We start from the raw sequence: 20,546 nt of genomic DNA, 5'->3' as shown, positions 1-20,546 counted from the left end.
TGCCATCACAAGATTGACAAAACTTATATTGCCGATGCCAGCTCAAATTCACTCATCTTTCTAAATGCTGTTTTCTGACTTTTTCAGCAAGCCCTACTTTAGCCGCATCTCTAGAAAATTTGCGATCGACAAATCATGCAGAACACACTAAACTGGCAAGAGATGCCGAAAGTGCGATCGCCCAACTAACCTCGGACGGACAATTTCTCAACCACGTCCGCGAAATCATCCGCTTCTTCAAAGAATCGTAAAAGAAGTCATTAGTCATTAGTCATTAGTCATTAGTCATTAGTCATTTCGCCAGTTTCCAATTACCGATTACCAATTACCAATTACCAATTCCCGATTACCAATTACCAATTCCCTACCTTTAGATAGATGTCAAATAAGCGCCCGCTGTGAAGTTTTCAATTAAAATAGAACTTTATCAGTCTTGAGGAAGACTCAATAAATGTGTTTTAGATAACAGCAAGTTTCAGGAAACTCTAACCAAAGATAGTTAGTGAATGAGTTAGCTTAGGCTTAATATTTAAACATAAGCCAAAGACCTTTTTGAAAAGATAACTCAGGAAAAAATCATGACTAATCGCCAACCAAAACCGGCCGACGAACAAATTAGCAAATCAACACCGACCGACGAACAAATCGAAGCTAATATGGAAGCCCCCCACTACGATAGGGGCATTACTCCTGCTGAGACAGCAGCGCGGCAAGAACGCGAAGGCTCTCACTTCATGCACACCACCACCGAAGATAAGCAGCAAAGCGCCAAAACCGACGACCAAACCGATGACGAAAGCATTCACACCACAGATGGTTATACAGTGGACAAGGAAGGTCTGGTTAACAATTATGCGATCGAACCGGAAATGTACATCAACGAACCGGGCGATTTGAGAGAAAAAGAAGAAGCCGAAGCAGCAGAACGCGCTCGAATTCTCGCAGAAATCAAAGATAAAAAAGGCGAAGAAGGACAACTGACAATGGATGCAGACACCCGCGGCAAAGGGCCGGGAATTATCTAGGTTGTCTGGTTGTAATTGCGCTTTGGCGCGCGAGGTTGCAACTGCACAGCCGAGGGGCTGGTTTTTCTAGATACGGGAATTGTCGATCGATCGTGGGCGGTAAAACCCGCCCTTATTTTGCTTTCGACTGATGTTTTGATAATATACCTCTTGCAAAAATACTTAGGACGGGCGGGACGCCCATCCCACAATTTTTTTTCTTGTGGGATGGGCGTCCCGCCCGTCCTAAAATTTCATTAAAAGGACTTTTGCAATTCAGGTCTAATTTAGGACTTAATATTATCCTCCGTGAATTACCTGCAATAAAAACAGCTCGATGCCGATCGCGCTTCAGTCAAGCGTCAGGGATGAGGGCTGAAGCCCTCACTACAAACCAATATTGTATTCGGAGATGATATTACGCACGGGTGGTTAAAAAACCGGGTTTTTTAAGTAGGAGTGCTTCTGTTTTGAGATTTTAAAGTTGACATCAATGCGAATTGAATTAAAATTAATCAAGCCCTCACATTTTCCCTCAGCCAATTAAACTTAGCCTGAGCTAGCGCCAAATTTTCCAGAACGTTTGGATTAATATCCTCCCGATCTAATTCCTCCTGCTCCAATTCTATATTGCGACCGTATTCTATATGTCGGATAGTACCGCGCATCCTGTCTGCCAGACACAGCGAAATTCCATAATAAAATCTGGAAGCAAAACCCATATCGTGTTGAAGTTTTACGACTAGCTGCCGCCGAGGAATTGCCAACAAGTGAGTTTCTTCGATCGCCATCACCGTTGCCAAAGGAGGGCGAGCGTCAATGAAAGAAACTTCTCCCACAAGTTCTCCGCTACCTATTTTAGCGAGTTCTTTGCTCTCCTGTGCCTCGATCCAAACGCTCATACTCCCATTCAAAACAATGTAGAGCGCATCGTGCTGTCTCCCTTCGTGGATCAAAATCTCGCCCGGTTCGAGAATTTCTTTTTTGCCTTTTTGGACGATCCAGTCGATATCGTCATTATTTAACTGGCTCAAAATAAAAAGTGCTTTTTTTCGGCTGCTGTCAGGCATAAGTTTAGCTCCCGATCGCTTTTTATATTAAATTTAGAGGGCGCGCGGTCGCAACTTCTTCCGAAGCAGTCACTCCTCGCTGAATACAGTTTTTTTATTCTGCCTAACTGCTTGGCAAAATCCTATTAGGGCAGACCTTCCCAATAACAGATGAACCAGACTCTATCACGATCTTTCAATACTAGCATTGGTTGAACAATCTTTTTTAAATCGATCGGCATTCCACAACATCCGGCTTCATCTCCGTCTTAAAACCAATCCGGTTCTCCCGCACAGCTTTGCAGCCGGATGGGGCGTGGAGTATTGTCTCCCGCGCCCCATCTCGTTAACGACGGACGCTAAATCGATCGCAAATCAGGATAGCCAGCCAACATATCATCAGCAGTCAGAGTGTCGCCGTTAGCTTGAGGAGTCCAAAGCACCTCAACCGCCAACAACTGCTCGCTCGATACTCCCCCAATTTGGCGCAAAGCTTGGCGCAAATCTTCAGAGTTTCTCACTGTCGGCAATTGCAACTTGCCTTCAGTACCGACAATCACCGTCACGACAATAAATTCCCCAGGATCTGAATTCATGTCAGAACCAACTAGGGCGCCGTTTTCCTGCACAACTGGCAGGTTATTGCTGCTCCCTGCTTGCCGGAGCTGGTTGTTATAATTCGAGAGCGTTTCTTCAGTAAACTTGCTGCGTTCTGCCAAAGAAAACTGGTTAAATTTAGCTTCGGCTGCTTCCAAGCGAGTTTGCATAGATTCAGCGCCCGCGTAAACCCAGTATTCAGGATGCCGCAGCAGCGCCAGAGTAGATTCTTGCAGCACTTGAGCGCGGCCGGCCACTGTATCGGTATTCGCTTTGCGCGCTAGCGAGTCGAGTTCGGCTTGCAAACCGCGGGCCTCTGCTAGCAAACCAACTTGCAAGCGGGCCACAGATACCGTGGTAGTAGGCGCGCTGTTGCCGAGTTCGTCAGTTGAATCCCCTGCGCGACGGAAGCTTTGAACGAGGAAATTCGCGATCGAAATAAAAATCAAAATCGAAAACAGGCCGCCAAATCCGCCCCCAAAGCCAAAAAACGGCAGTAAGAAGGGGAATCCGAAACCGCCACCAAAACCGCCGCGATAGCCACCACCGTAACCACCAGACGGCGCGTAAGTGCTAGTCGGAGACGAGTAACTGCGCGCCGGAGCTCTAAAAGATCCGCCCCCCATCCGTCCTCCGCTGCGAGCAGCCAGAGCTCCGTCAGCGTTACCGAGGGCTAGCGTCAGTACCAGACCGATCGCAAATAGTGATTTCAAAAGCGGTTTGATCTTTGAAATTAGTTGCTTGTACATAAGACCGTTACTATTCGATACACTTTTGACACTCTTCGACCTAAAAGCCCGAGGATTCTTGGATCCACGACTGACCTTATTATTCACTATCCTTACGGCAATGCTTAAACCTTTCAACCGTGGCATACCACCTATTGACGAGCTTAACTTAGTGAATCCCAGAGGGTCTATCTCCCCAAGCGTACTAGGATACGAACCTAGAGTTTAGGCGTGCCCCGCCTTACTTGAATCGTCAACAAAGTGTTTCGTTCTCAGGATATTGGGATGTTATTTTTAAATCCCTAGCTGTTTTAAGAGTTTTCGCTGCTCTTTGCCCCTAAATTCATGCCTGAAAGTGTGTCTTAACTGTTTCACGATGGCAAGGGAGTTTCACCCTGGCAACTTAATTCTAACCTGGTTTGGGGTTGTTTTGCCAATCGTAAATTCACGCTCATCTAATAGAAAGCCGTCCTAGAAGGACGGGGTTTTAAACCCATTCTTTTAATAATTTACAGTCTATCCTCGCTTATGGGCAACCCAGTTGCAGGTGTGCAGCGTGGGAGATATCCGTACCAACCCATCCCAGCACCCTGACAGAAGCAGAAAGACCAAATAGTAGAGTCCAAAGTCACAATCCTATCTGCTGTCCAAAATTCCCTTCTTCTCATCCGGCACAAATTCCGTCACCACTTGGCCGCCGGCACCGTCACCTTTGACAATCACAGTTTGATTTTTCAACTCTCCCGCCGCCCTCGGCCCAGTCAAATTAAACACCGGATTTAATTGCTTGTAAACCACATTTCCTTCCGCATCGAAGGTCTGGTTAGTTAAATACCACGTTACGCGATCGGTATTTAATTGAGATTCACGTTTCTCCCCGATTCCTACCACATTTCCCGTCAAATAAAAAATCTTTTTATCTAAATCTCCCCGCCCCACATCCCCAGTCATCGTCACCTTTTCTACGCGGTGAAAAATCTTTACAGGCCCGGGCGACACCACAATTTGCGCCGGAAAATTCCAACTCATCAAACTGCTTTCTATTTGCAGCGGCGGATCTGATGGCATCAATTGAGCGTTTTGCGTCAGCGTCGCAATCTTGGTTTTTAAGTCTACATCTACCTTATCTGCAAAACCGCTGTCTGTTACTGTTTTATCTTTATATCTGTCAATTTGAGTCGGTTGGTCGCTGTGTACCTTTTGTTGCTCCACAAACCAAACTAAATGTTCGGTTCGCAATTGCAAAATTGGATCTTTAACCTTCGCCACCACAGAACCGAATAACTCCATCCTCTTAGCCCTGCTGAAAACCCGCGCTTCCTTCGCTGAAGCAGTCACCTGTTTGTTCTGTCCAGTCAAATTATTGCGGACAACTAAAACATCTTCCTTCGGTCGCCACTCCAACTCATTTCCCCGCAATACCACGCCGTTTTTCAGATCGGTAGCGACTATGTTACCTTTGAGAAAAACCTGATTACCTTCTTGAAATACCTGCCCGGTTTCTCCCTGAATGTCGTAAATTTCTTTGCCGTCCTGAAACAATTTGCCCACAGGTTTCTGAACGTTAACTATCTTTTGGTCTTTGCTGTAAACGGCGTTTTTTGAGTTTACTTTCCAGAACGTCTCGCCCTTTTCGTTTGCTTGTTCTAGGGTTACTTTGTTCAAAGTTAAAGTGCTATTTGACTGCTGAGCAGTTTTGAGATCCTCAGCTAATTTGTTCTTTTGAGTCTCTTGGGGAGCCGCACAAGCATTAATCCCCAAAATCAGTGCTGTTAACAATAGCAGCATTAATTTCGGGGATTTGAGATGGGGAATTTTGGATTTGAGATTAATCATTGGTAATTGATAATTGGGCATTGGGAATTGGGCATTGGGCATTGGGCATTGATAATTGGTAATTGGGCATTGGGCATTGATAATTGGTAATTGGGCATTGGGCATTGATAATTGGTAATTGGCTAATTAAAAACACTAATCAAAAATCTGTCATACTTGAGCTAAATTTTTAACTTCTAATTTTAAATTATTCAACCCATCAGCTATTACCCCTTACCCATTACCCATTCCCCATTCCCCATTCCCCATTCCCCATTCCCCATTCCCCATTCCCCATTCCCCATTCCCCATTCCCTATCTGTCGTCGTGTTCGTCCATCAAGCTCAAACCCGACAACGGGCGGTAGGCATAATTAGGACGCGAAGTTTTTTGGATGTCGTCTTTAATCATTTCCAAATCGATGTAGCGATCGGCTACATTAATCAAACTGTCACTGGTCATCGATCGCAAACTCACCACCTCCACCCGCACGCCGCGATAGCTCACAGCATCCACAGCATAGGCCAAATCGCCGTCGCCGCTCACCAAAACGGCCGTGTCGTAGGAACCCACCAACGCCATCATGTCCACAGCAATTTCTACATCCAAATTCGCCTTCTTAGAACCGTCGGGTAACTGCACCAAATCCTTAGAAATCACGCGGTAGCCGTTGCGGCGCATCCACAGCAAAAACCCCTGCTGTTTCTCGTTAGTGCGATCGACACCCGTGTAGAAAAAAGAGCGCAGCAGCCGCGATCCCGCAGTTAAACGGCACAGCAGCTTAGTGTAATCAATTTCAATTCCTAACTGCAAAGCCGCGTAAAAAAGGTTAGAGCCGTCAATAAAAATTGCTACTCGTCCGCGATTTTCCAGAACCTGTTCAGGCGTAAAAAGGTCGTTGCTTTCTATTCTATTCAACATGATTGTTATGCCTCAATTTTTATGAAAGATTGGTAAGGAAATTAAGTGCTAATTCATAATCTGTCATAGCACCCCGATCGCAAGCTGCCGACTATGACGCTACTGTTTCCAGCAGTTCCAGCCGCTTAAACACTGGTTGGGGTTCTCCCAGAGTTTGGTTGGCAGGCAAAGCGCCCCAGGCAGCATGAACTGCAAAAGTCGCTAAACTGTTAACTGCAACCCGATCGTTAAAGTCAATTGAAAAACCTAGCTGCTGATAGATAGCGTTGCTGATATTCGGAATAATGGGCGATAAAAGGTAAGATGCTAGTCTAACAGATTCCAGAACAGAATATAACACTTGTTGAACACTTTCGCTCTGTCCCTGCTTGTACAAACTCCAAGGTGCTTGTACGTCAATAAACTTGTTACCTGCTCGAACTAATGCAAGCACAGCTTCGCAAGCCTTACTAAAAGCTAACTCTTCGTAAAAACCCGCCACTCGATCGCCCAAATCCACGCTCATACCCTTGAGAAGGTTGTCGCCGGAAATGGTTTCCCCCGACACATTTGGCACTGAGCCACCGCAATATTTGCGAGCCATGTTTAAGGTGCGGTTAAGCAAATTTCCCAAATCATTTGCTAGCTCAGCATTCAATATATTGATAAACCGAGTTTCGTTAAAATCGCCGTCCTCTCCGAACTCAATTTCTTTGAGGAAATAGTAACGAACTGCATCAGCGCCGTATTTATTGACCAATTCGACTGGGTTTAAAGTATTGCCCTCCGTTTTTCCCATTTTTTTGCCGTCTTTGGTCAAAAAACCGTGAGCGAAGACGCGGCCTGGCGCCGACATACCGGCTGACATCAGCATTGCCGGCCAATAAACTGCGTGGAAGCGGAGAATATCTTTGCCGATCAAGTGCAGGTCAATCGGCCACCATTTAGATAAAGCATTCTCTAACAGCGGGTCGCTGTCCGGATCGAGCAGAGCAGTCACATATCCCAGCAAAGCGTCAAACCAGACGTAAATGGTGTGGCTGGAGTCAACTGGTATTGGCAGGCCCCATTCTAGATTCACCCGAGAAATCGAAAAGTCTTGGAGTCCGGAGTTGACGAAGCTGAGCACTTCGTTGCGCCGACTTTCCGGCGCGATGAAGTCGGGACGTTCTGCGTACAATGCCAGGAGTTGGTCTTGATAGCGCGACAGGCGAAAAAAGTAATTTTCTTCGTCGCGCCACTCAACTTCCTTGCTGGCGTGGATGGAACACCGATTTCCGGGGAGCAAATCGCGTTCATCTTTGAATTCTTCGCAGGATACGCAGTACCAGCCTTGTTGCTGGTTCAAGTAGATGTCGCCGGAGTTCCAGACGCGCTGGAAAAATTCTTTGACAATATACTCGTGGCGGCGGGAAGTTGTGCGGATGAAGCGATCGTACTGGATAGAGAGTTGCTCCCACAGCGCCTCAAACCCGGGAACTACTAAATCGCAGTGAGCTTGGGGCGATCGTCCTAAATTCTCGGCCGTGCGCTGAATTTTCTGCCCGTGTTCGTCCGTCCCCGTAACCAGCAACACTGATTTGCCCCGCAGCCGCTCAAATCTGGCTAGGGCATCGGCTGCCATAGTCGTGTAAGCGCTGCCAACGTGAGGTAAATCATTGACATAATACAGAGGCGTTGTTATAGCAAAGGTATTCTTAGTTTTATCGCTCGATTTCATTGAATGGTAAAAGAAAATTCCCTAAATTTAATTTCGATCTTAACTCAGCGGTTAAATCTTTTATGGAGCCGCAATCAAGCCAAAATTGCTGCAACTTGTGGGCAATTGTCTAACTTGGGCTATTTCCAAAAGAAATATACCTTTCCTCTCAACACTAATCTTTTTTAGATCTTTTTGACGAACTCTCTAAAATGTCTTAAGATTTTGATATTTTGCTGCCTTAGGGCCCATAGAAGTGCTGTTCCCGGGTCTTCAATTCATTTCTCGCAGGCACTATCCCGGAGTGCTTGGGATCGCCGACCGGACAGTGCCGGCAAAACTCCTCGCTCAGGCTGCTTTCAGCAACCGAGCGAGGAGTGCTCCGCGAGCGCTTCCTGTAAATGGGCGATCGGGGCTCACTCGCTATTTCGTCAAAGCCGATCGCCCGCAACTCCTGCCAGTTTCCGAGCCACTCCTAGACGCAGCAAGCGGGTTGTTTGCGAAAATCTCTAGTGAAGCGCGATGCTTTGGTTTCTTGCCCCAGCAAGAGCCGAAAAGCAAATGTTTATTGACAAAAAAAATGGTTTTTTTAATGTTGCCACCACATCCGGTAAGGATAATTAAACCCCAAGCTAGTTAGGCTTGGGGCTATCTCAATTATGGTGAATATAACAATATGTTATCCTTCGGGAAAATTCACTCGATTTCCGCCAATAGCTTCGGACAAATAATCCGCTGCAGCTTCCACCACCGCGATCGCATTTTCGTAAACCATCCGCGTCGGCCCCAAAACCCCAACACTACCCACCGGCACTGATCCCCGGCGGTAAGTCGAAGAAATCAGAGTACAGCCCCGAATTGGTTCTAACGAATTTTCTGAACCAATACGCACCGTTACCCGCTTCCCGGGCGAGTCCAAATCAGGCGATTCAAAAATCAAAGGCCAAAGCAGTTCTTGCTCTTGTTCCAGCAGTTGCACCAGGGTTTGAACTTGCTGCAACTGCGAAAACTCAGGTAAGCGCAGCGCTTCTGCCAAACCGCCGATCAGAATCCGCGTGTAGGTTGGATTGCTTTGGCGGCTGCTCAAAGCAGCAAGCATGGTTTCCATCCACTCAGCGTACAGTTCAAAGTCCCGGTCTAACTCGCTCCAGTCTACAGCCGAGAGTTCCGAGAGCGATCGTCCGCGCAACTTGCTGTTCAAAAAATTGGACAAAATCTGCAATTGGCGATCGACAATTTCAACATCCGGCCAATTACCTTCTGCGCCCTTCGGCAACTGTACTAACACCGAATGAGTTTCGTAGGCATCCGTCACCACGATCAGCATCACCTTTCCCGCCTCTAGCTGCACCAGTTGCAAGTGTCGCAAGCAAGCCATATTGGTTTGCGGTATGGTAATCATGGCAATATAACCGCTGATCGTTGCCAGAATTTTAGCAGCGCCGCGGAGTGCCCCATCCATGCGACCATCCGACCAATTAAGTTGATCCAGTACCTGTTCCACCTTACGGGCCAGCGTATCAGACGGCTGAATCAACTGGTCTACATAAATTCTGTAGCCGGAGTCAGAGGGGACTCGTCCGGCAGAAGTGTGGGGCTGATAGAGCAGTCCAGCTTTTTCAAGAGTCCCCATCGCATTGCGAATGGTAGCTGGGCTGACGCTGAGGTTGTATTCGTCAACCAAAGCTTTTGAGCCAACGGGTTCCGCTGTTGCTATGTAGTGGCGAACCGTTGCCCAAAGGATGTGTTGTTGCCGATCGGTGAGGTTAACGCGCACAGATATTTAAGTAGAATTAGAATTTAGAGTTGAAAGTCGCTATTGATTGAAAACCTGCTATACAAATCCTAGACAAGTCTAGACATTTGCTTCTTACTTCAACGGGAGCATGGGAGCGGCTATCCCTCGGTAAGCTTTCACGATGAAAGCCAAGCGCGATAAATTAATTGCTGCGTTCAAATCCCTGTCCATCCAATGACCGCAACTTTCACAATTGTAAATTCTTTCTTTTAGGGGCATATCTTGAATATATCCGCAGTTAGAACAAGTCTTGGTTGAGGGAAACCAACGGTCAGCAATGATTATTTCACACCCAAACTTTTGGGCTTTATACTCTAGCTGTTGCTTGAATTCGTAGAATCCGCAATCAGCGATTACCCGTGCTAGCTTGTGATTTGATAACATCCCTGAAGTGTTTAAATCTTCTACTACTATCTTGGCGTGGTTTTTGCATAAGTAAGTAGTGATTTGATGAAGAGTTTCTTTCCTAAGATTTGCTATCCGAGCGTGACATTTTGCCTGTTGAATTTTCGCCTTGTACTTATTATTTGAGCCTTTGACTTTTCGAGCAAACTTTTTTGATAATCGTTTGAGCTTTTTGAGATGAGCCTCGTAATGCTTTGGATTCGGGAATACTACGCCTGTTGACAGCGTAGCTAGAACCTTGACGCCTAAATCAACGCCCACAATCTCGTGTTGTTTGAGAGTCGGCTTGTGTTCTTGCTCTCCGGCGAACGCGATAAACCAACTGTCGGCAGTACGTGAAATAGTAATTGATTTGCAAGTGGTATGCGGTAAACCTTCATAGGTCTTTACCCATCCAATTGTGGGTAATTTAATTGAAGTACCGCCCACAGGAATTGGTTTGCCACCCGCATCAATGGTGAAAGAGTCGTGAATTCCTTTCTTTTTGAACTTCGGACAACCACCTTTACCAGAGAAGAATCTAGAAAAAGCATCACCCAAATTGTCAAAGGCGTATTGAGTTATTTTCTGACTAATTCCCGATTGTTTAATCCATGTAAACTCAGGCTTGACGTGATTGTTAAAGAACTTTTTGAGGAGGTATTTGTTAGGCTTCAATCCATCCTTATAAAAACTATTCCAAGTAGCCAATCCCCAATTATAAGTAAACCGAGCTATTCCAGCGTGCTTGCTCATTATCGTCTCTTGATTTGTACTCAGCTTTAGCTTTGTTTTGATGGATAAAAGCATTGTTCGACCTCAACACTGTGGTTTTTACTTTTTGAGTATACATCTTTGTGTCTAGGGTTATTCTTTTTGCGGGTAGCTTCCCAGAAATATCCCAGCGCTGCAAGGTTTTTACTGTCACACCTAATTTTTTTGCTTTCTGGAGTGCGACTTGTACATAAGGTCAATGTCTATACTTCGACCTTATTGTACATTATTGTCTATATTTTCCTCATCTAAGGACTTGCTCTGTCCGAAAAGGGCGATCGGGCAGACTTATCTACTTAAACATAACAGATTTTAGGTTAAGGAAGAAGTCAGTGGTTACTGGTTATTGGTTATTTGTTATAGCCTTTCGAGCTCCCATAGGAGGTACGACTGGCCGGGCATTGGGCATTGGGCATTGGGCATTGGGCATACCTCACCACGCGATCGAACCGCTATATTGGTTATTTGTAAGTTCTAATGCCCCATGCCCCATGCCCTGCGCGGGCCACGGAGCCCCATCCCGGAGCTTCGCGCGGGCCACGGAGCCCCATCCCGGAGCTTCGCTAGAGCCCTGCGCGGGCCACGGAGCCCCATTCCCTGCGCGGGCCACGGAGCCCCATTCCCTGCGCGGGCCACGGAGCCCCATGCCCCATGCCCCATGCCCTTTAAGTGTGTTCTTTCAGAATATTTTCCAAATAACTAGCCACTGCATCTGGCTGTTCCACCATTGCCAAATGGCCGCAATCGGGAAGCTGAAGGACATTTTCGCCGCAACCTTGGAACATCCAGTGAAAGCTAGCCAAATGCAGCACGTATTTTGGTTCCATAATTTTGTCTTTAGTGCCGGCAATAAAATACACGGGCTGCTTGAGTCGGGACACTATTTGCGGCAACAGGTGAATCTCGGCTTCTGTGGTGGAGTCCAACAAAGCTCCCAAAGCTGCATCTGGATGGGCTGCCACGAAATCTCTCAAGCGCTGCCTTCCCCACGATCGCCCGATCGATCTTGCCACAGAATCGCGGGCAAACACGTAATCTGCTAACGGCAAGTGAGGCAGCCAGCGCGGACGCATTTTTACTAGCTGTTTGCCAACCGCTCGAAATCGCTCGAATTCTTCCTTTAGATAGATGCCGCCGCCTGCATTGATGCAGACAACACCTTTAATGCGATCGCACAATTGGCTGGCTCCCCAAAGGGCGATCGTACCGCCGAGAGAGTGTCCCACCAGCCAAGCATTAGAAATATCCAGTTTTTTGAGTAAAATTTCCAAATCCCGAGCGTAGGCTGCGGGAGTGTAGCAGGAATTTAGCGGTTCCCCATGCTCTAGATGGCTCTCGCCGTCGGATTGAGAATCGCCAAACCCGCGCAAATCGTAAGTCAGGCACTGATAGTTGGGTGCCAAGCGATCGGTTAGAGGTTGCCAGTAGCGGCGGCTTAACAGCCAGCCGTGGACAAATACCAGAACCGGGGAAGTTGGAGTGGGAGCCGTCAAATCGCAAGCGTGCCGAACCCCTAGGATGTCGATGGTTGCCATAATTTTATCCTATCGCGAAATCAGCACAGAGGGATCGGCAGTTACACTCCGGGCGATCGGCTCAGTTTAACTTTCTCTCGATGAATATCAGGTTTTGAGCAAAAACCCAGTTTCTGAACGCAAGAGAAATGGAAGTCGGAAGTAGAAATCACAAAGAAGTAATAAAATCAAGGGTTTCAGGAATTAAGAACGTCCTTAAGCTCGATCTGATAGCTCCGAAACGTTGTTGTGAGAAACCGGCTTTCACCAGCGTCAGGCGCTATTCCTAAAACCGCTCGCCCAGCAATCTTTGTCGCACCCCCTCAGCGATTTTCTGCCCCAGATACTCAGGAATCAAACTTTCATTGGGGCCCAACAAGTAGAGAATCAAGCGAGTTCGCCCCCGCCAAACCAATAAATTTGCATTTACCACCAACAAATCCTCTTGCCAGATAGCATACATAACTTTGTAAAAAAGTCCAGGCTGGTTGTCTGCTTCAATCAGCAAAGCCGGCAAGTGGAAAACAGGATCGACGTAAAATTCAGTAGCCACATCCTCCAAACCCGCGTCTAAATTAAATTCCACGGCCAACATCTCTTCCACCTCAAAATGCCCCGCCAAGGCCTCTCGAACCGCCCTACAGACGTTTTCTGCGGTTTTATCTGCCAGTACCTTGCCACCGCGAGATACTACCAATTTGATAAATACCAGCATCGGCGGGTAAATTTGACCGTAGAGACTCAGACTGTGAATCGTCAGCCCGTAGGCAGCCAGCACACCGAAAATGTCGCTCAGCAGAAAAGACTGGTTCCGGTAAGCAAAATGCAGGGCACTTTTGTTACCTTCGGCTCTAATTTCGATGACGGCTTGCCGAGTTTTGTAAAGTTGGTAAGCTAATTTGAGGTTTTGCAGTTGGATTTCGCTGCTGACAAATTGCTCGTAAAACTGTGGAAACGCTCGGTTAAAGCGCTTGAGAAGTTCTAGTGTAGATGGTTTTAAACCCGAAGCCATAATTGAGGGGAAGGTGCGGGAGATATACTAGGTATTGACTGATACATTTACGCGACACTTGCCCGGCTATTACCGGACAAAGTAACGAGAGCACTATCACCCTCATAGGAGATAGAGGCGGTATCCCGCAAAGCTTTCAGTAATATACCAAAAGCGCCATTGTAATCTCGTGGGATTGAACAGCCACATTCAGGACAAGTAAACACTTTAGAACCACCTAGCTTTTGATGTACGTGACCGCAATGGGTACAAGTTTTAGACGTGTATTCTTCAGTGACATCAATCACATTGACATTTCTAACATTTGCCTGATGTTTGATGGTTTGTTTGAATCTGTAATGCGCCCATGTCAACATGGCTCTAGCAGTTTTTGAACGAATCTTTCTTCGTGCTTTGGCGACCATTTGGGAAGACTCAAAAGTCGGAAGAAATATGAATCTATAGTTGCTAGTTAAATAGCAAGCGGTTTGTTTCTGGCATTCGTCTACTAAATTACGAATGCGTATTCTCATACGGTGAGCCGCTTGTCTCATTCGTTTTCGGCGCTGTTTCGTAGCTTGAGACATTCGGCTCATTAGGTTATCTAGGTGTTGACAGAGACGAGCTATTCGCCCCATGTCACCACCTCCAAACTCAAGGAATTTATTGCCATCAAACCCGGTCATAAATGTTCTTACGCCGGGATCTAATGCAATAATTCCTGTTGCGTCCGTAGGCTCTGCGGTAACTGACAGAGGAAACACTGCAAACCAACGACCCTTGCAGTATACCAACTGAGTACCTCGATCGCACTCAGGAATTATCTCAGAAGTATGATAGGTTAATCCTTTGGTTAAGGAAGGATACCAAGTGCCTTTTTTGAAGTTTGAATCGTTAAACTTTATGGTTTGAGAGTAATCTCTGATGCTACGGAACTTGGCGTCTGAACTTGCCTTAAATGCTCGGTGAGCATCAAAAATAGCATTCTGTCTGATATGACAAGGCGTTTCTTTTACCCATTCTGGTAAATCGCCTCGCATAACTTCGTTACGCAACTGCAACTTACTTAAGGGCTTTTTGCGCTGCATTGCTATTGCTTGGTTGAAACAATAACGACAGGCTGCTAGCCATTTACGCCAGACTTTATTTAATTCCTGACTGGGATAAATCCTGAGCTTGTGAGATTTGAGTTTTCTACTGTCGCCGTCCGTACAATCTACTACTCGATCGGTGGAGGACTGCAAGCACGTCTTCAAGCATTTTTTGTTCTGGACTAAGGTTTGTTTGGTTCGGTACCAGGAGTTTACACCAGTTTTGCTCGCTGTTCCATTGGCATTGGTCAAAGCCTCTTCTTGCCAATCGGTTTTTGTGGGCAACGACAACCATTCGGACATCTCATGAGAAAATTCGTTCCAATAGGGCAAGAAGCTTTTGGATTTTTCACTGGCTTTGTTCCCAACGTCGGAGATTTCTTTCGTTGACTCCAAGGATGAATGATGGTGAGAGTGGGACGTACTTGACAATAGTTTTTTCCTCAACTCTTGTTTGATTGTATCAGATTGTCCCGTAATGTCCGGCAAATTTGTTATTTAGTTAGTCCTCCCATGCCTTATGGCAATGGGATTTTCGATTTGACGATCCGACTTAAATTTCGCGCGTCTCCTCACTAAAAACAAAAATCAAATCTGTCGGGGAATGTATAACTAGAATGTCGCGGTTGCGCCATTCGGGTGGTATTTCCCACCAATTGTATGAGTTCCGACGCGATCGGCGGTACTCAAAAGAAGCAATTCCTAAATGCCTCTGTCCTGGTTGGGCAACAAATTTTACCTTAACACCGGGTTGTCCCGGCACAGGCTAGCAGAACAGTTCTACCAAACTTGACGGGAAGCAAAAAAGAGCAGAGTCAATGTTGGACGACAAATCCCTGTTTTCGGCGTAAGATGAGTGTACCGTAAACTGTTCCTCAAGAGGCTACCCGCAATTCATCCCACCCCGGTCGGAGTGGGTTTATCTATCGGGCTCTCTTTCACGTCGTCCAACTTCTACTACCTTAACCGCGCCTGCATGGGTTTTTGGAAAAACTTATTTAGTAGTTCTGAGTCTGCCTCTGTACCCCAAACAGCGGAATTTGAGGAAGATGTGGCTCTTGGGTTAGGCGATCCGCTTTCCCCAATGTTTCGCAAACCCGCCAGCGGCAACGCTCGCATCTTTTTTAGTTGCGATCGGGACATTGACCTCTACGAACTCGAAGAACTTTGTAATGCAGTGGGTTGGTCCCGCCGTCCCCTGCGTAAAGTCAAAAAAGCAATTGTGCACAGCTTCCTAGTCGTCTCTATGTGGGAGATACGGGGCAGCCAGCGACGGCTGGTGGGTTTCGCCAGAGCGACTTCAGACCATGCTTTTAATGCCACGCTTTGGGATGTGGTAGTTCATCCTGATTACCAGGGTAAAGGCATGGGCAAGGCACTGATGAAATACATCATTAAAAAACTCCGCAGTGAAGACATCAGCAACATTACCTTATTTGCTGACCCTCAGGTGGTGGATTTTTACCGAAATTTGGGCTTTATGTCCGATCCAGAGGGCATTAAAGGTATGTTTTGGTATCCAGATTAGCTCGTCCGGTGGAGGTCAGCGTTGATTTGTTGAGTAAATGCAATATTCAAGCTGCCAAACACCTCACAAGCCTGTGGGCTGCGGTCAGTTACGCTCTTAATGTATCCCCGCAGCTTGGCAGTTATGAAGCTTTGCCTTGCAAAGCTTGTCAAGCCGCGCTGCATCAAAAGCTAAAATTCAAAAAAGCTTGACAAGCAGGTGGTTTTGTGCGTTAATGGTTGAGAGATAGCAAATACACCGGGATGTAGCGCAGCTTGGTAGCGCGCCTGCTTTGGGAGCAGGATGTCGCAGGTTCAAATCCTGTCATCCCGATCGCACAATATTAAATAGTAGGTTCAAGCAGAAACTGCGGCTGAGGTTTACATTTGTTCAAAATGCCAACCGATTGAGGCAGTTCTTGTCGATCGTGTCAAGGAGCCAGTCTTTGCGTTAATGTGTTTCAGGATCGCGGATGGTGGAAAAACATGAAATCATTAGTTCGTTTAGGCGCAATATTGGGGATTGTGGGCTGCACTCTGCTCGGCCCGGAGCCCCTTGCCAAGATGTCTGCACTCGCATTGCCAGTGCCACAAGTTGTAGAAAAGTTACGCCCGGTGCCGGTATTTACGATTACAGACGGTCAAGGTGCGTTCTTCATCGCTTCTGTTCCCAAGCAAGGTCAGGGTCAAACTGGTAATGCTTCGGTAGCCAGAATTTTTATCAGCCAGAAAGATGCTCAAGCTTTTGTCGATCAACTGAAAACGGGAAATCCTCAGTTGGCGGCGTCGGCGCGCGTGACACCCGTGTCGCTGGGGGAAATTTATCGGCTGGCTCAAGAAAATAAAGGCAAGCCGGATCAGGTGCTGTTTGCTTTTATTCCCGCAGCGCAGCAGGTACAGTCGGCGAAAACTGTACTTCAGCAGGCTGGGCAACAAGTTAACGACTTAAACGGTGTACCTCTGTTTTTGGCCAGAGGTGGCCCGGAAAATGGTTATTTGACGATTCAACGGGGCGATAAAGAAGAGCTTCCCCTGTTTTTTAACAAGGAGGACTTGCAGGAAATGGTCGAACGTTTTAAGCAGCAGCAGCCGAACGTGACTTCCACAATTAAGATTGAGGTAGTCAACTTGGAGAGGATTTTGGAAGCTTTGGGTACTGAAAATGACCCGTCTTTGAGCCAAATGATTTTAATTCCGTCGCGGGAATCGGTAGAATATGTGCGATCGCGCCAACCGGCTGGTGCTGGTCAAAATCCACAGGCGGCTCCATCTCCAGCTCCAGCTCGACCGACTGCATCTCCAGCTCCAGCTCGACCGGCTGCATCTCCAGCTCCAGCTCGACCGGCTCGCTAATAGTCATTGGTCATAGGGCATTGGTCATAGGGCATTGGTCATGGGGCATGGGGCATGGGGCATGGGGCATGGAGCATGGGGCATTGGTCGTAGGGCATTGGTCATAGGCCAAACAGGTCATTAGTTACGGACAGGATTTACCCGAAAATTGGTTTCATGTGCTACTTAATAGCGGTAAGGTGCGGTGTGGATGGAACCCTACATAATTAGGTTTTGCGTTCGGGACTGAGTTAGTAAATTGGATTTTTGGATCTCTCGACTCAACCTACTATTTACCAATTCTCAATTCTCAATTCTCAATTCTCAATTCCCAATTACCAAGGACTAATGACTGCTGACTAATGACTACTGACTAATGACTACTGACCAATTCCCAAAAATTCTTATAGTGGCTCTCAAAAAAGTGAGGTATGCGCTATGCCCTATGCCCTATGCCCTATGCCCTATGCCCTATGCCCTATGCCCTATGCCCTATGCCCAGTCCTACCTCATCTTTTCCTTGAAAGGCTATATGTTTGTTTCCGGTTTAGAGCTTTGGCAGTGGGTGAATCAAGCTAAGATTGATGCGAGCTCCTCCAACATTCCCCAAGCAGAACTCGACTGGCTGTTGCAAGAGCTGGCAGGTTTGGATAAGTTGGCTCTGCGTTTGGAGTTGTTTAAAGATTTGCCAAAAATTGAATTAAAGTTGTCTGTATCAGAACTCGATCGACTGTGGCAGCGGCGGTTGCAGGAACGGGTGCCGGTGCAGTATTTAACCGGAGTTGCACATTGGCGGGATTTTTCGCTGAAAGTAACGCCGGCGGTGCTAATTCCTCGTCCTGAAACGGAATTGCTGATCGATTTGGCTGTGGATGCTGTGAAAAGCTATTCAGCGAATCCAACATCGCATTGGGTGGATTTGGGAACGGGCAGTGGGGCGATCGCGATCGGCTTGGCTTGTGCGTTGAAAAATACTACGATTCATGCAGTAGATTGCAGTTCGGAAGCTTTGGCAGTTGCTCGACTGAATGCTGAAAATTTAGGCTTTGGATCGCGAATTAATTTTTATCAAGGTTTGTGGTGGCAACCGCTAGAATTTCTCAAGGGTAAAGTTAGTGGCATGGTGTCTAACCCGCCTTACATTCCCAGCAGCACGGTGCTGACTCTGCAACCGGAAGTTTTGAAGCACGAACCTCACCTGGCTTTAGATGGCGGTTTAGACGGGTTAGATTGCATCCGGCATTTGGTAGAAACGGCTCCCGATTATTTAGAATCTGGGGGAGTTTGGTTGGTTGAGATGATGGCGGGACAAGAAACGGCGGTGGCTGATATGCTACAAAGTCACGGGAGTTATTGCGATGTTCAGATATTTGCGGATTTGGCAGGAATCGATCGCTTTGCTTTAGCCTATCGTCTTTAGATTCCAAAAATATGCTGCAATTCTAAAATAGACTTGCATGGGATTTATTCGCTCTCCGATCTTGAAATTATCTGCGTCGATCTGTGTTGATCTGCTTGACATCTGTGGTTAACTTATCAATCAAAGATTTATGCAAAATCTAAAATCTAAAACCTAAAATCTACAATCTAAAATCGGATGACTCAAGTTTCGATCGCCTCCTTGATTCAAGGGGCAATTTCAGGAGATTATATTGTCAGCTTTCCTACCGATACTGTACCCGCTTTGGCGACGCGGCCCGATCGCGCGGAGTTGATTTTTGCAGCTAAAGGGCGCCGTCAAGACAAACCGCTGATTTTGATGGCTGCATCGGCTGAGGCTTTGTGGCCTTACGTGCAGGGGAGTCCAGCAGAGTTCAATTTGTGGCAGCAAATGGCCGCATCCTATTGGCCTGGGGCGTTAACTTTGGTGCTGCCGGCTTCGCCACTGGTGCCGGCTGCCATGAATGCGATCGATCGCACTACGATCGGAGTACGAGTGCCTAACTTTCCCCTTGCACTCCAGATTTTAGGGCAGACAGGCCCTTTGGCAACTACCAGTGCTAATTTATCAGGCCAAGCGCCTCTAGAGTCGGTGGCAGAAATTGAGGCACAGTTTCCCGAAGTTTTGACATTAGTTGCTACTGAATTAGCAACAGCGCCAACCGCACCGACGGCTTCGAGTTTGCCTTCGACTGTGGCTAAATGGACTGGTGGCGGTTGGGAAATATTGCGACAAGGCGCGATCGAGCTAAAATGCTAAAAGCTAAACTCCTAGGCAAAGTAATATGGCGCCGATCGGCTGGAGCGACTTGATATATTTAGGTATGGGACTGGGACTGGGTTTGGGAAGCAGTTTGATTTGGCGCGGGCGGCAAAAAAGCTTGCAACAGCCAGAACCTGCGCCCTACGTGCCCCCAACTCCTCAAGAAAATGATTTAGAGAAGTTTGATGCCCTTGGAGAGCAACTGAAGCAAACTCAATTGGCTTATCAGATGGCATCGGAGATGAGTCTATTTAAGGCGGGTTTTTTGGCTCGAACTTCTCACGAGTTGCGATCGCCCCTCAGCAGTATGATTGGTACGCTGCAATTAATTCTCTCGGATTTGTGCGACGATCCTGCTGAGGAACGAGAGTTTGTCGAACAAGCTCACGGCGCAGCACTCAAGCTGGTGAAATTGATAGATGAAATTATCTCTGTTGCTAAAACTGAACACGGCACTGACAAGATGGATATTGAGCCGATTCAGTTAGCGAAGGTTTTTGATGAAATTGATGATTTAACTTACTTGCAAGCTGCCAATCGCAGCATTCGTTTGGAGATATTGCCGCCCGATCCGGGGATTTATGTATTGGCAGATTTGCCGAGGTTTAGGCAAGTTTTAGTCCATTTGATAGATACTGCTATTGCTCAGATGGAGGAGGGAAGTATTTCTGTTTCTGCACACTCTTCGCCGGAATCTGGATGCGTTCACATTTGGGTGGACGATCAGCGTTCAGTTAGTGCTTGGAGCGAATCTTGGGATTTGCTGAAGCACGATTTGGAGTTGGATGCTACTAAGAGCAGCGATAATTCTCACGTCTCTTCTGGCATGAGGTTGTTGATGAATCAGACGCTTTTAAGTTTGATGAATGGAAAGTTGGAAGTTTTGGCTGTGCCTTCTGAGTCGGAAGAGTCCAATTTTAATCGGACTCAGTGTTCTATTCCTTTGGCAAAGTTGTGATTGAGGAAGAAGGAAGAAGGAAGAAGGAAGAAGGAAAAAGGAAGAAGGTAACGACCAATGTACGGGATTTAACGCAGGGAGGGAAGAGGGAAATTATTAATAGGTAGTAAGGTGCGCATTGCGCACCCTACGTAGGAGAGATTTTGGTGCGATTTTTGTGCTGGTTTAGCAAATAGCAGTTAGCAATTCGCCTTTGCTAGTAA

The 20,546-nt window shown here is 46.9% G+C and carries 19 protein-coding genes, 1 tRNA gene and 1 pseudogene; 9 read left to right on the top strand and 12 right to left on the bottom strand.

Annotated features, from left to right (window positions below):
• The first annotated feature begins 119 nt into the window (after positions 1 to 119).
• A complete protein-coding gene (locus JGK39_RS24900; protein ID WP_293297704.1) occupies positions 120 to 251 on the top strand; it encodes a hypothetical protein in 132 nt (43 codons plus the stop codon).
• A gap of 327 nt (positions 252 to 578) precedes the next feature.
• Positions 579 to 1,025, top strand: coding sequence for a hypothetical protein (locus JGK39_RS24895; RefSeq protein ID WP_293258309.1), 447 nt, complete (start codon positions 579 to 581; stop codon positions 1,023 to 1,025).
• 494 nt (positions 1,026 to 1,519) lie between these two features.
• Here JGK39_RS24895 and JGK39_RS24890 read toward each other — a convergent pair whose 3' ends face one another.
• The 12 genes and pseudogenes from JGK39_RS24890 to JGK39_RS24835 form a co-directional block, all read right to left on the bottom strand.
• On the bottom strand, positions 1,520 to 2,074 hold the full coding sequence (locus tag JGK39_RS24890) for a cyclic nucleotide-binding domain-containing protein (protein WP_293258307.1): 555 nt from the start codon (positions 2,072 to 2,074) through the stop codon (positions 1,520 to 1,522).
• Positions 2,075 to 2,412: 338 nt separating this feature from the next.
• On the bottom strand, positions 2,413 to 3,399 hold the full coding sequence (locus JGK39_RS24885) for a DUF1517 domain-containing protein (protein WP_293297701.1): 987 nt from the start codon (positions 3,397 to 3,399) through the stop codon (positions 2,413 to 2,415).
• Positions 3,400 to 4,014: 615 nt separating this feature from the next.
• On the bottom strand, positions 4,015 to 5,319 hold the full coding sequence (gene lptC / locus JGK39_RS24880; RefSeq protein ID WP_293297698.1) for an LPS export ABC transporter periplasmic protein LptC: 1,305 nt from the start codon (positions 5,317 to 5,319) through the stop codon (positions 4,015 to 4,017).
• Positions 5,320 to 5,508: 189 nt separating this feature from the next.
• Positions 5,509 to 6,114 carry an NYN domain-containing protein gene (locus JGK39_RS24875; RefSeq protein ID WP_096831201.1) on the bottom strand — a complete coding sequence of 202 codons (606 nt, stop codon included), beginning with the start codon at positions 6,112 to 6,114 and terminating at the stop codon, positions 5,509 to 5,511.
• Positions 6,115 to 6,205: 91 nt separating this feature from the next.
• Positions 6,206 to 7,813, bottom strand: a complete 1,608-nt coding sequence (metG, locus tag JGK39_RS24870) for a methionine--tRNA ligase (RefSeq protein WP_293258301.1) — start codon at positions 7,811 to 7,813, stop codon at positions 6,206 to 6,208.
• A 658-nt stretch (positions 7,814 to 8,471) separates the two neighbouring features.
• On the bottom strand, positions 8,472 to 9,569 hold the full coding sequence (gene hrcA / locus JGK39_RS24865; protein WP_293258299.1) for a heat-inducible transcriptional repressor HrcA: 1,098 nt from the start codon (positions 9,567 to 9,569) through the stop codon (positions 8,472 to 8,474).
• A 93-nt stretch (positions 9,570 to 9,662) separates the two neighbouring features.
• On the bottom strand, positions 9,663 to 10,730 hold the full coding sequence (locus JGK39_RS24860) for an RNA-guided endonuclease TnpB family protein (protein ID WP_293258297.1): 1,068 nt from the start codon (positions 10,728 to 10,730) through the stop codon (positions 9,663 to 9,665).
• Entirely contained in the window at positions 10,693 to 10,902 is a 210-nt protein-coding gene (locus JGK39_RS24855) for a hypothetical protein (RefSeq protein WP_293258295.1), read from the bottom strand. Before JGK39_RS24855 ends, JGK39_RS24860 begins: the two co-directional genes overlap by 38 nt.
• A gap of 511 nt (positions 10,903 to 11,413) precedes the next feature.
• A complete protein-coding gene (locus JGK39_RS24850; RefSeq protein ID WP_293258293.1) occupies positions 11,414 to 12,283 on the bottom strand; it encodes an alpha/beta hydrolase in 870 nt (289 codons plus the stop codon).
• Between the two features lie 265 nt (positions 12,284 to 12,548).
• Positions 12,549 to 13,274 (bottom strand): hypothetical protein, encoded by a 726-nt coding sequence (locus tag JGK39_RS24845; RefSeq protein WP_006631881.1) that lies wholly within the window; start codon positions 13,272 to 13,274, stop codon positions 12,549 to 12,551.
• 47 nt (positions 13,275 to 13,321) lie between these two features.
• The gene (locus tag JGK39_RS24840) at positions 13,322 to 14,422 is read right to left on the bottom strand and encodes a transposase (protein WP_293258321.1); all 1,101 of its coding nucleotides are present in this window, start codon (positions 14,420 to 14,422) and stop codon (positions 13,322 to 13,324) included.
• A pseudogene (locus tag JGK39_RS24835) lies at positions 14,397 to 14,777 on the bottom strand (recombinase family protein). The gene JGK39_RS24840 and the pseudogene JGK39_RS24835 overlap by 26 nt, the downstream one beginning before the upstream one ends.
• A 543-nt stretch (positions 14,778 to 15,320) precedes the next feature.
• Here JGK39_RS24835 and JGK39_RS24830 point away from each other — a divergent pair.
• From JGK39_RS24830 to JGK39_RS24800, 7 genes are all read left to right on the top strand, one after another.
• Positions 15,321 to 15,872 (top strand): GNAT family N-acetyltransferase, encoded by a 552-nt coding sequence (locus tag JGK39_RS24830; RefSeq protein WP_293152075.1) that lies wholly within the window; start codon positions 15,321 to 15,323, stop codon positions 15,870 to 15,872.
• Complete coding sequence (locus tag JGK39_RS24825) at positions 15,857 to 16,063, top strand: hypothetical protein (protein WP_293258291.1); 207 nt, start codon at positions 15,857 to 15,859, stop codon at positions 16,061 to 16,063. The genes JGK39_RS24830 and JGK39_RS24825 overlap by 16 nt, the downstream gene beginning before the upstream one ends.
• Positions 16,064 to 16,110: 47 nt before the next feature.
• Positions 16,111 to 16,184, top strand: a tRNA-Pro gene (locus tag JGK39_RS24820).
• A 152-nt stretch (positions 16,185 to 16,336) separates the two neighbouring features.
• Positions 16,337 to 17,203, top strand: coding sequence for a Tic22 family protein (locus JGK39_RS24815; RefSeq protein WP_293258289.1), 867 nt, complete (start codon positions 16,337 to 16,339; stop codon positions 17,201 to 17,203).
• Positions 17,204 to 17,669: 466 nt separating this feature from the next.
• Entirely contained in the window at positions 17,670 to 18,602 is a 933-nt protein-coding gene (gene prmC / locus JGK39_RS24810; protein ID WP_293258287.1) for a peptide chain release factor N(5)-glutamine methyltransferase, read from the top strand.
• A 177-nt stretch (positions 18,603 to 18,779) separates the two neighbouring features.
• The gene (locus JGK39_RS24805; protein ID WP_293258285.1) at positions 18,780 to 19,382 is read left to right on the top strand and encodes an L-threonylcarbamoyladenylate synthase; all 603 of its coding nucleotides are present in this window, start codon (positions 18,780 to 18,782) and stop codon (positions 19,380 to 19,382) included.
• Between the two features lie 25 nt (positions 19,383 to 19,407).
• Positions 19,408 to 20,343 (top strand): HAMP domain-containing sensor histidine kinase, encoded by a 936-nt coding sequence (locus JGK39_RS24800; RefSeq protein WP_293258283.1) that lies wholly within the window; start codon positions 19,408 to 19,410, stop codon positions 20,341 to 20,343.
• Positions 20,344 to 20,546: the final 203 nt, after the last annotated feature.

Source organism: Microcoleus sp. PH2017_12_PCY_D_A (assembly GCF_020738565.1).
Lineage (GTDB): Bacteria > Cyanobacteriota > Cyanobacteriia > Cyanobacteriales > Microcoleaceae > Microcoleus.
The sequence above is the reverse complement of the archived record's forward strand: the minus strand, read 5'-3'. Positions and strand labels throughout refer to the sequence as shown.

Bases quoted from the DNA above. Each gene is read 5' to 3' on its own strand.
- JGK39_RS24895 (WP_293258309.1), top strand. From the start codon at position 579: ATGACTAATCGCCAACCAAAACCGGCCGACGAACAAATTAGCAAATCA.
- JGK39_RS24890 (WP_293258307.1), bottom strand. From the start codon at position 2,074: ATGCCTGACAGCAGCCGAAAAAAAGCACTTTTTATTTTGAGCCAGTTA.
- JGK39_RS24885 (WP_293297701.1), bottom strand. From the start codon at position 3,399: ATGTACAAGCAACTAATTTCAAAGATCAAACCGCTTTTGAAATCACTA.
- lptC (WP_293297698.1), bottom strand. From the start codon at position 5,319: ATGCCCAATGCCCAATTACCAATTATCAATGCCCAATGCCCAATTACC.
- JGK39_RS24875 (WP_096831201.1), bottom strand. From the start codon at position 6,114: ATGTTGAATAGAATAGAAAGCAACGACCTTTTTACGCCTGAACAGGTT.
- metG (WP_293258301.1), bottom strand. From the start codon at position 7,813: ATGAAATCGAGCGATAAAACTAAGAATACCTTTGCTATAACAACGCCT.
- JGK39_RS24860 (WP_293258297.1), bottom strand. From the start codon at position 10,730: ATGAGCAAGCACGCTGGAATAGCTCGGTTTACTTATAATTGGGGATTG.
- JGK39_RS24850 (WP_293258293.1), bottom strand. From the start codon at position 12,283: ATGGCAACCATCGACATCCTAGGGGTTCGGCACGCTTGCGATTTGACG.
- JGK39_RS24845 (WP_006631881.1), bottom strand. From the start codon at position 13,274: ATGGCTTCGGGTTTAAAACCATCTACACTAGAACTTCTCAAGCGCTTT.
- JGK39_RS24830 (WP_293152075.1), top strand. From the start codon at position 15,321: ATGGGTTTTTGGAAAAACTTATTTAGTAGTTCTGAGTCTGCCTCTGTA.
- JGK39_RS24815 (WP_293258289.1), top strand. From the start codon at position 16,337: ATGAAATCATTAGTTCGTTTAGGCGCAATATTGGGGATTGTGGGCTGC.
- prmC (WP_293258287.1), top strand. From the start codon at position 17,670: ATGCCCTATGCCCAGTCCTACCTCATCTTTTCCTTGAAAGGCTATATG.
- JGK39_RS24805 (WP_293258285.1), top strand. From the start codon at position 18,780: ATGACTCAAGTTTCGATCGCCTCCTTGATTCAAGGGGCAATTTCAGGA.
- JGK39_RS24800 (WP_293258283.1), top strand. From the start codon at position 19,408: ATGGCGCCGATCGGCTGGAGCGACTTGATATATTTAGGTATGGGACTG.